The 11,054-nt window shown below is 41.4% G+C and carries 8 protein-coding genes; 1 reads left to right on the forward strand and 7 read right to left on the reverse strand.

Annotation, left to right across the window (positions count from 1 at the left end; translation table 11 throughout):
• Positions 1 to 358: 358 nt before the first annotated feature.
• The 7 genes from HMPREF1505_RS00915 to HMPREF1505_RS00945 form a co-directional block, all read right to left on the reverse strand.
• The gene (locus HMPREF1505_RS00915; protein WP_036921198.1) at positions 359 to 904 is read right to left on the reverse strand and encodes a hypothetical protein; all 546 of its coding nucleotides are present in this window, start codon (positions 902 to 904) and stop codon (positions 359 to 361) included.
• Between the two features lie 81 nt (positions 905 to 985).
• Positions 986 to 1,696: an ABC transporter ATP-binding protein gene (locus HMPREF1505_RS00920; protein WP_036921200.1), complete on the reverse strand. Its 711-nt coding sequence runs from the start codon at positions 1,694 to 1,696 to the stop codon at positions 986 to 988.
• 18 nt (positions 1,697 to 1,714) lie between these two features.
• Positions 1,715 to 3,376: a putative transporter gene (locus tag HMPREF1505_RS00925; RefSeq protein WP_036921202.1), complete on the reverse strand. Its 1,662-nt coding sequence runs from the start codon at positions 3,374 to 3,376 to the stop codon at positions 1,715 to 1,717.
• Between the two features lie 9 nt (positions 3,377 to 3,385).
• Positions 3,386 to 4,204, reverse strand: coding sequence for a pyridoxamine kinase (locus HMPREF1505_RS00930; RefSeq protein ID WP_036921205.1), 819 nt, complete (start codon positions 4,202 to 4,204; stop codon positions 3,386 to 3,388).
• 582 nt (positions 4,205 to 4,786) lie between these two features.
• On the reverse strand, positions 4,787 to 7,807 hold the full coding sequence (gene secDF, locus HMPREF1505_RS00935; protein WP_036921208.1) for a protein translocase subunit SecDF: 3,021 nt from the start codon (positions 7,805 to 7,807) through the stop codon (positions 4,787 to 4,789).
• A gap of 105 nt (positions 7,808 to 7,912) precedes the next feature.
• Positions 7,913 to 9,013 (reverse strand): endonuclease/exonuclease/phosphatase family protein, encoded by a 1,101-nt coding sequence (locus HMPREF1505_RS00940; RefSeq protein ID WP_036921219.1) that lies wholly within the window; start codon positions 9,011 to 9,013, stop codon positions 7,913 to 7,915.
• A gap of 204 nt (positions 9,014 to 9,217) precedes the next feature.
• A complete protein-coding gene (locus tag HMPREF1505_RS00945; RefSeq protein WP_036921212.1) occupies positions 9,218 to 10,174 on the reverse strand; it encodes a rhomboid family intramembrane serine protease in 957 nt (318 codons plus the stop codon).
• Positions 10,175 to 10,392: 218 nt separating this feature from the next.
• On the opposite strand from HMPREF1505_RS00945, the gene HMPREF1505_RS00950 reads away from it, so the two are divergent.
• On the forward strand, positions 10,393 to 10,668 hold the full coding sequence (locus HMPREF1505_RS00950) for an HU family DNA-binding protein (RefSeq protein ID WP_036921216.1): 276 nt from the start codon (positions 10,393 to 10,395) through the stop codon (positions 10,666 to 10,668).
• The last annotated feature ends 386 nt before the right edge of the window (positions 10,669 to 11,054 follow it).

Raw genomic sequence — 11,054 nt, forward strand, 5'->3', positions numbered from 1 at the left:
CTTTTGAAGTCCAATTAAGCACCTTTTACTTTACTACTTTATAACTAATTGATTTACTGCTAATTGCAAACTTACCTTTTATTTGTGTTTTTATCCTTATTTATAGATGTTTTATTTGAAATTATGTAATGATTTTTCAAAACCTTGTCAGCAGATTTTCGAAGACTCAAAATAAATGTTTTTCAATATCAGACTTTGGGTTAAAGCAATACGAAAAAGCGTCTACATATTTAACGGAAGAAGCAAAGAAAAGTCCTCTCATCCTTCTCTTAGACCACAATTTATGGTAAAAGAGAAGCGAAGAGAGGGTTATGACTTATGCTAATAAGCGCAAAGAGCGATAAAAGCAACGGCTGTTTTACTGGATTCTCACGCTCTTTCCATCCTTATAACAAGCGATAGTGCGGCTGCCGTTAGTATAGATATCCTCGCTACCAGGCATATCCAAGGTGAAGCCTGCAGCCTTTACCTGCGCCACAAGGTTGTCATATGCAGGCTGATTGAACACTGCAATGATGATTGCTCCGTCCTTAAATGCTACGTAACTTGACACACCTTTGCGCATTGGCTTTGGATAATCCTCATACTTATCAGCGGTTAGAAGCTTTGCAAGCACACAATTCTTATAGTACATCTTAGAGAACTTATCGAGTCGATAAACCTCATAATTAGTCTTCAATTTATAACCATACTTCTTCGTAATAGCATCAACCTTATCTGGATTCTGGTACATATCCAAAGCGTCTGCAATACTGATAACCTCCTTCAAAGGCTCAACTGCGACAACAGGTTCTTGAGCAACAGGTGTCGTTACTGGTGCTGTTGCCTTCTGTTGTGTACCACAACTATTCAAGATCAAAGCAAGTACAAGGACGATAGGAGCTATCCATAGATTCTTTTTCATAAGTTCTTTCTTTTTATTTTAATGTTCTATTTATTACGTATTGGGTTGCAAGCGCTATTAAAAGATTGACTAAAACAAAGGCTATCTATCAATGATTGCACTAATAGAAGCCTTCACTTCCGTTGCAGACACTGCTTGTAAGCGCCCCCTTTTTACCTCCAACAAGCTATCGGCAAAGCGTACTGCGAGTTCTAAGTCATGCGTTGATAAGAGGATGAGTTTATCCCTTTCATGTGCCATTCGCTGTAAAGACTGAAAGGTTTCAGCCTTAGAAGGGAAGTCGAGGAAGGCTGTTGGCTCATCAAGTAAGATGATAGAGGTCTCTTGAGCCAGTGCTTTCGCAATCATCACCTTCTGCCTTTCGCCATCAGAAAGGGTCTGAATCATTCTCCCTCTAAGCTTTTCAATCCCCATCGTAGCGATTGCATCATCAACAACCTTACGGTCTTCTGCACGCAATCGACCAAAGAAACCAGTATAAGGCGACCTTCCCAAGCCTATTATCTCCTCTATCGTGAGGTTCTGCACATCTGGTTTTTGTGTCAAAACAATGCTCACCTGCCGTGCAAGTTCTCGCTGAGAGAAAGACTCGATATCACGATTATCCAACAAAAGGCTACCTTTCAACTTCGGAAGAAAGCCTGTGAGGGTCTTTAAAAGGGTTGATTTACCAATTCCATTCTCTCCTATCAAGCATGTTAACTGCCCACTCCGTAACTCTAAGTTGATGTCAGAGATAACAGGATGGGACAGCGTATAGCCTACTGATAACTGAGATAAGCTGATAATCATTGCAACACTAAGGACCTATCAGACGAAGAACATGACTAATATCTGTGCAATGATAACCCTGGCAAACATGCCCAAAGGATAAACCGAAGCATAACTAATGTTGCTCGTTTCACCCTTAACAGTATCGTTGGCATAGCCCAATGCCATTGGATTAGCCATCGAACCGCAAAGGATACCACAGATAGTTCCGAAGTCAAACTTCTTCAATCGCAGGGCTATTAACCCAACAATGATAACAGGAACAACCGTAAGTGCAAAGCCTAAACCTATCCATAGCAAACCTTCTGGGCGCACAACGGTGTCAAGGAAGTCTTTACCAGCATCCAAGCCTAAGCACGCCAAATAGAGTGATAAGCCCAACTTACGAAGCATGAGTGAGGCACTACGCGTCGTATAAGCAATGAAATGTAAACGAGGACCAAAGGCTCCAGCCAATATACCCATAATGATTGGACCACCAGCAATACCCAATCGGATTGGAGACTCCATACCAGGGATGTCGAGAGGGATTGTTCCTAAAGCCAAACCAAGAAGCATTCCGAGGAAGATAACAGCAAGATTAGGTTCGTTAAGCGTCTTAACAGAGTTGCCCAAGAAGGTCTCTGCATGATCAATATCCTCTGGTTGACCCACCAAGGTAAGGCGGTCACCATAACGAAGGACAAGGTCTTGCGTTGCCAATAGCTTGATATCAGCACGGATAACACGGCTCACATTGACATTATAAGCATCTCTCAAATGAAGCTGACCAAGCTTTTTACCATTTAACACACCGTTTGACAAGATGATAACACGGCTCTCCACCTTTGTGTCAAGATGGTTCCAATCCACCTGTTCTTTATTCAAGTCGCAATTAACCTGCTTTCCGAAGAGTATTTCCATGGCTGGAACTTCTTCGCGTTTGGACGCTACAAGCAGATTATCTTTAGCTTGTAGGACCGTTGTACTCATCGGAACGATGACTTCATCACCACGCCAAATACGTGAGATAATAAACTTTCGATGTGTTCCTTGCGCTATCTCAGCGATTGTTTTACCATTAACGGCTGGATTAAGAACAACAAACTGTCCGATATAAGTATGGTCGTCGTCTGCTCCCGAATGTACTACTAAGTCGGAAGGCTTCACAAAGAACTTACGAAGAAATATCATGGCAAAGATAACACCGACAACACCTAATGGATAAGTAACGGCTGTTGCCAATGCTGCCGGACCACCACTATGCCCCGCATGTTGCAATGCTTGCTGTGCAGCACCAAGTGCTGGCGTATTCGTTGTAGCACCACAAAGGATACCAACCATGCTTGACATCGGTACATTCATTGCATATGAGAGCACGACAGACATAATGGTTCCCAAGAAGATAACGCCTAAACTCCACAGATTAAACAAGGTTCCTTCATGTCGGAAGGAGCCAAAGAAGGTTGGTCCTACACTCAGTCCGAGTGTATAGACGAAGATAACCAATCCGAAAGTCTCACAGTAGTTAAGCATCTGCTCATCTACCTGCAAGCCAAAACTACCCGCAGCGATACCAAAAAAGAATACAAAGGCAATACCAAGTGATATGCCTGCTACTCTAATCTTACCTAAGCCCAATCCCACTGTACAAACCAGCGAGAGGACCACGACTGCCTGTAGGGCAGAAGGAATGGCAAATAGTCCGTTAATCCAGTCCATAATTTATTGTTACAAGACACCAAGATACTTCTCCAAAGGGATTCCCCTGTTTTTGTCTTTGTTGTCTTTATTGAGATCTATCAGTTTATAAACGCCATCAATAGCCTTCTGTGTACTTGGAATCAACTCTTCACCGTCTAACAGATGACCAATGAGGATTGCCGAGAAGATATCACCCGTACCTGGGAAATGTACTGGTATCTCGGTATAAGGTAGTGTAAAATACTTATCTGTTGCATGGTTATAACCTACAACAGACGGTGTACCATCAACGAGAATAGAAGTAATCATTGCCGACTTTGTACCTATCAGTCGCAAACCATCCAGCAATCTTTTAGCTTCTTCGAAACAAACTCCCTTCTCATCATACTTACTTGATGTAAGATAACACGCTTCTGTGTAATTAGGGAAAGTAAGGTCGGCTACGCTAATCATCTCTCGCATAGAGTTGATTGTTGCAGCTGTCACACCATTATAGAGCTTTCCTTCATCACCCATAATCGGATCTACAAAGATAGCCGTACCACGTTCAGCCTGCTCACGACAATAGTCTGCTATCAGTTTTGCCTGTCGCTCTGAAGCGATAAAGCCCGTCGCAATCGCATCAAAGCTAAAGCCAAGTTCCTTCCATACTGGGAATACGCCTTTGATATAGTCAGTTGTTTCAAGGATATTGAACTTACCATAGTCGAGCGTATTGGATACCAACGCTGTAGGGAGGTTATAAACGGGATGTCCCAAGTAGGACAAGATAGGGAGCATGGCTGCCGTTGCAACCTTTCCGTATCCTGCTATGTCATTAACGAGGAGTATATGTTTCTTACTCATTATATCTTTCTTAATTGGACTACAAAGGTAGTGCAAACCACATGAACAGCAAAATAAAAACCAATAAATCAACATAATAAGTCTTGCTTTCCCTTTTCTATCGTCGTGTTGATGCTGCGCACGAGTAGTGCGGACGCCCCGCACATATCGTGCGGATGGCTAACACGCACTGTGCGGATAATAAACAGCAATGGGAAGGAGGGTTATTTCTATAGAAGGTTATTAACTGTGAAAGGCGATAATAACCGTTAAGAGCACAAATAGCAAAGCCACTTAATACTACCTCTCATGGTTTTTACGACTATAATACCCTATCCCCTACGAATTATTCTCATGAAGAAAAGAAATTATTTTCATGAAAAGAAATATTTATCTTCACGAAAAAAAATATTTATTTTCATGTAAATAATTTGTAAACTAACAACCATAACAAGTAAAGAAACAATCTTGTTAGCCATCATTTACATCCAACTGCCCCGCAATTCAGTACCATTAAAAATACAAAAACAGCCCGCTACCATTGCTGATAACGGGCTGTTATATATAATAAGGTGTAAAACCTTAGTTCTGACTATCTATTGATTAAGCCTCAACAGGTGCCTCTGCAAGTTCGTGTGAACGCTTCTCAATCTTCTTACCCAATACGAGGTAAGCAACAGGAGATGCGATGAAGATTGAACTCAAAGTACCGATAATAATACCAATAATCATCGCAAATGAGAAGCTACGGATGCTCTCACCACCGAGGATGAAGATAGACACGAGTACGATCAATGTTGATACAGATGTATTGATAGTACGTGAGAGGGTCTGGTTGATAGAATCATTGAAGATCTTTTGGATATCAGCCTTTGCAAGATTATGCTTATGCTTACCCAAGTTCTCACGGATACGGTCGTAAACAACCACGGTATCGTTGATATCATAACCGATTACGGTCAAGATAGCACCGATGAAGGTCTGGTCAATCTCAAGTGAGAAGCCTATCCAACCATAGCACAACGAGAAGCAACCGATAACGATTGTCGTGTCAAGAACAAGTCCAACGATTGAACCAACAGAGAAACCAATGTTACGGAAACGCAAGAGGATATACAAGAAGATGAAGAAGATAGCCAACAATACGCTCATGATAGCATTATAAGTAATGCTCTTAGCGATTGAAGGACCAACCTTTGCACTCTGAATAATAGAGCCACCCTCACGAATATCTGGGTTCTTGAAGTTCTGTACACTTGCCTGACTAACAAAGCCACCCTTCTTCAATGCATTGTAAAGGATTGTCTCAGCCTTGTCATCCTCAGCAGGATTGTTAGAATCAATATTGTAGTTGGTTGATACACGAACAGTCTTACCATCTGTACCCAATGCAATAACAGTTGTTGTAGCAGGCTTACCTGCATTCTCACCAACAGTATTTACGAAGGCTCCTTGCATCACCTTACGAACGTCCTCTACATGGGTAGGCTTGTTCAATGTAACGACATAGTTGCGACCACCAGTGAAGTCAATACTGCGACTCAAGCCACGAACAGCGAAGCTGACGATACATACCAAGACAGCAACACCCCAAACAGTGAAGGTTGTCTTATACATGCTAAGGAAGTGATAGTTCTTACCCTGCATGAAGTTCTTAGAGAATCCTGTTGTGAAAGTCTGATTCAACCACTTATCCTTGCTTACACGATTCTCAAATACAAGACGTGTGAGGAATACTGCAGTGAAGAATGAGATAACGATACCAATAATCCAAGTTGTAGCAAAACCACGGATAGGACCCGTACCTGTTACAAGAAGGATGACACCGGTGATGAGTGATGTCAAGTTAGAGTCGAAGATAGCTGAGAAGGCATTTCCATAACCTTCCTTCAACGCCTGCTTCATACCCTTACCAAGTTTCAACTCCTCCTTAATACGCTCGTAGATAAGCACGTTAGCATCCACAGCTGTACCCAATGTCAACACGATACCGGCAATACCTGGCATAGTCAATGCCGACTGGAAGGACGCTAAGACACCCAACGTGAAGAAGAGGTTGGCTATCAAAGCAAGGTTAGCCATCATACCAGGAATGAAGTTGTACATGACAATCATGTAAAGCATCAAGAGGACGAAAGCAATAGCAAAAGAGACAAGACCCTGCTCAATAGACTGTGCACCAAGTGTAGGACCTACGACTTCCTCCTGTACAATCTTTGCAGGAGCAGGCATACGACCAGACTTCAAGGTGTTAGCCAAGTCCTTAGTATCCTCAATTGTGAAGTTACCAGAGATAGATGACTGACCACCAGATATCGCACCATCTACGCGTGGAGCAGAATAAACAACGCCATCGAGTACGATTGCGATTGCCTTACCTACATTTGCCTTTGTCAAAGCAGCCCACTCACGAGCACCTTCAGAGTTCATTGTCATGCTAACCCTTGGACGACCATGCTCATCAAAATCGTCTTTAGCAGTTGTAACAACGTCACCCTCCAATGGAGCACGACCGTCTGAAGTAGTAATCTTCAAAGCATAAAGACCATATACATTCTTCTTATTAAGTCCGTCTTCTGGCTTAGCGCTCCAAAGAAGCTTCAAGTCGCTTGGCAAAATCTGCTTAGCAAGTGAACCATAAATCATCTTATTGATAGCAGCTGTATCACGAACGTTTGCATAACCTACGAGGCTAAGTGCGTCACCGGGGATAGTCTGCAACATAGAGAGCAATGGGTGCATCTTCTTCAATGCTGCCATCTGAGCATCTTCACCCTTTACAGCATTGTTCTTGTTGAGTGCGAACTTTGGCGTTGCAGCAGCCTTTGCCTGTACTTTCTTAGTAGAATCAGTAGCAGCAGTGTCAACCTTTGTCTCACCATTAGCCAAACGCTGGTCGAGCTGATTGAGATAAGGAGTTATTTCTTGGTTGTTATAAGTCTCCCAGAACTCAAGGTTAGCAGAACCCTGGAGGAGCTTACGCATACGCTCTGGCTCACGAATACCAGGCATTTCAACCATGAGTCGACCTTCCTGACCTTCCAACTTCTGGATATTAGGCTGTACAACACCATACTGGTCGATACGGTTTGTTACGACATTGTATGAGTTATCGATGGCTGAAGCAACCTCTTCACGGAGTGCTTTCTCAACCTCTTCGTCAGTACTCTGTGTGCTAACCTTGCCTTTGAGCTGCTGTGTAGCGAAGATCTCAGCAAGCTTATGCCCCGGAGCATCCTTGTGGAAAGCATCTACAAAGAGAGAGATAAAGTCCTTTGAACTGTGCATCTCTTCCTGCTTTGCTGTTTCCAAAGCCTTCTGATAAGCAGCATCCTGCTTGTGATCTGCCAAGAAATCAACAACATCAGGTACCGAAATCTCGAGTACAACGTTCATACCGCCCTTCAAGTCAAGACCAAGACCGATCTGTGTTTCAAGGCATTTCTGGTAAGAGTAGAGCCCCAAATACTTTACAGAATCCTTATAATCCTGTTGCGCAATAGGGTCCTTAATCTTTGCTGCCTGACCATCATAGTAGCTTGTCGCTACTGAAAATGACAGGTAGAAGATACTTGCGAGCGTCAAGAGAATGGCTACGCAAATTACTAATCCTTTGTTTTGCATTTTATTTGATTGTTTTTAATTATTGTTTCGCTACACTTGATAGACGTGCAAAGATAAGCAAATTTTCACACTTTGGGAAATTTATACCTTATAAATGTGTGTTTTTTAAGGTTTTGGGCGGTATTTAAGCCAACAATAGATGGGATAATGGTCGGAAGTAGTCACACTATTGTCGACCTTTGCCCCATACGACTCGAAATCGTCGGAACAAAAGATATGGTCAATACGGAAGTACATTCCACTTTTATGATAGCTTATTCCGGGTCCGTTTCCACTCTCAACAAAGCAGTCATTCAGTTCTTTTGCGATGGTTCGATGTGTGTAACTTAACGGACTATCATTGAAGTCTCCGCAAAGAATAACAGGCACTTTCTTATCAAGATATTTCTTAACATAACGTGCAACTGTCTCCGCTTGCGGTGCTCTACGTGCCGAAACGTCGCCTAACTTAGTGATTAAGTGGACTGATTGTCTTTTCGCTTCGCCAGTCTTCAGTCCACCTTTTACGAGTGTCTTAAACCCTTCTTTGTCGCCAGAACTCAATCCATTACTCTCGAAATGATTATTCACAACGAGCGTATTAGTCCCTTTAATATCAAGCATATAAGCCACACTCTGATTACTACTTGAGCCGTACGGGATAGTATCTTGCCAAAGAACAGGATACTTACTCAGCAGTACCATGTAATCAGCACCAGGTGCTTTTTTAATCATCAACTTGAAATATGGGTAGTGTTTCTTCAGTGTTGAGTAGATATGATCTTTGTCATCTAATGTCGCTTGTGCCTCTTGCAAACAGACAATATCAGCCTTACTCTTAACGATATAATCAACAATCGGATTCTTCTTAGCATCTGGCTCGCTCCATGAAGAGAACATAAAGACGTTATACGACAGTACTTTTATAGCGCCATGTGGCTTATCTTCAGGAATATTGAATGGTGAATACGTACGGATAGGACCATAACAAAGTAGGAAACCTAACAATGGCAACCAAATAGTACGTAATCGGAGAAAACACCAAACAACAAGGAATACAAAATTAAACACAAGGAGTATCGGAAAGCCCAGTCCTAAATTAGCCAACAAGGGATAATCAACAGGATTAAACCTACCTATATTTCCGACAAACAACATCAACAGAATAACTATGATATTGCCTGCCAACAACATTCTATATGTAAGTTTCTTAAATTTGCTAAACATCTTAATTCGAAACATTCAGGTGGTCCCTACCCCTGTATTTTTTAAGCTTTACGAATAAAATAAATAGTTACCAAGTGGTTATATAACAAGCAGATAGACTTAAAGTTTTAACAAGTTCCTATCCACTCATATTTTAACAAGTTGCTGATTAAGAACATTTTTGTTATAACCAACAACTCATTTCTTTGTCAATCGACCAGCGACTTAACTTTTACTACTATCAAAGAGCTTTTGTTTCTCGTCTTTTGTCAGACTATCGTAACCACTCTTACGAATCTTATCAAGGATGCGATCAACTTCTTCTTGCTGTTGCTTCTTCTGGGCATTGTAATCCCAATCACTTCTATTATTAGCATTATTACTCTGAGAAGTGTTCGACCAAGACTCACTGTTGCCATTCGTTGCATTACGAGTATCACGCCCTCCACGTTGTTCCCACGTATTCTTCATACGATCAAAGAACTGATGTCCCCGATTCATGCCGAAGTCTCCATAGCCTGAATATGGATGCTTCTTCCAATAACGGATAAGAATAAAACCAAAAAGCATACCACCTAAGTGTGCCAAATGCGCTACTCCATCATTGCTTGTGCCTATCGCAGAGAACAATTCTACCACGATTGAACCCATAACAATCCACTTAGCTTTAATAGGAATAGGGATAGGAATGATGAACATACGCTCTTCTGGGAATAGCATTCCGAAAGCAAGTAGCACACCATAGATTGCTCCAGAGGCACCAACAGTGTTCATCATATTCAGATAAACATCCATAGGAAGAACTGTAGTACCGATTCTCAAGGAATCAAAATGAGCCAATCCCTCTACGAGATACGTACCATATTGTGCCAACTCTTGACAAAGTCCAGCTCCAACACCACAGACAATGTAATAAAAAAGGAACTTTCTTGGACCCCATACATTCTCAACAACCATACCAAACATCCACAGCATAAACATGTTCATTAGGATATGTGTGAACCCACCATGCATGAACATATAAGTGAAGAACTGCCAGATACGGAAGTCAGAAGCTAAAAAGAAATGTAAGCCAAGAATATCATTCAAATCAATATTCAATCCTCTTACAACATACGTGGCTATAAAAACCAGAATATTGATAATAAGAAGATTCTTTGTTACAATAGGTATATTTCGCATTTTACGTAATGTCTTATTCTTTACAATATATCATTTAAACGATGCAAAATTACGAAAATCTCTCGGTATTAAGCAGAAAATAAGCGAGATAACGACTTTTTTTTATAAAATTCTACACTTTTCCCATGATTTTATTTGTTTTATAAAAGGAAACAGCTATATTTGCAACATAATCTTGTATATCACTCATAAAATTAATCAATAAATAAATCAAAATTATGAACAAAACAGAATTGATCGAGAAGATTGCAGCTAACGCTGAGGTAAGTAAGGCTGCTGCTAAGAAAGCTTTGGATGCTACTACAGAGGCTATTAAGGAAGCACTTGCTGCTGGTGATAAGGTACAGCTCGTTGGCTTTGGTACTTTCTCTACAACTGAGCGTCCTGCTCACGAGGGTATTAACCCAAGAACAAAGAAGAAGATTAAGATTGCTGCTAAGAAGGTTGCTAAGTTCAAGGCTGGTGCTGAGTTGGCAGACGCAGTAAACAAATAATATGTAAAGATATTACATAATATATTAAGGCAAGCCTTTGGCTTGCCTTTTTTGTTTTATAGGCTTACATTCTTTGTTTTATAGGCTTGCCTTCTTGTTTTATGAAAGTCTAAAGAGCATCTTACCATAGGCTTAAAAAGGGTTCTTCCGAAATATGGAGTGATAAACTCAAAGTTTTATATAATAGGCACACGGAGTCACGGAGGGACGGAGGTTATGCAATGTTACGGAGGTGCCGACGGCACAAAGAGCTACGGAGGTGTAGCGTACAGATTCTTGATAACTATTTTGGTATAAACGCTTTAGGCATAAAGTTACTAAAAAGTGTGCTAACAAGCTCCGTCGCTCTATGCACCGACGGTGCCTCCGTGACTTCCATTGCTTTT

It is taken from the genome of Prevotella sp. ICM33 (assembly GCF_000517825.1).
Lineage (GTDB): Bacteria > Bacteroidota > Bacteroidia > Bacteroidales > Bacteroidaceae > Prevotella > Prevotella melaninogenica.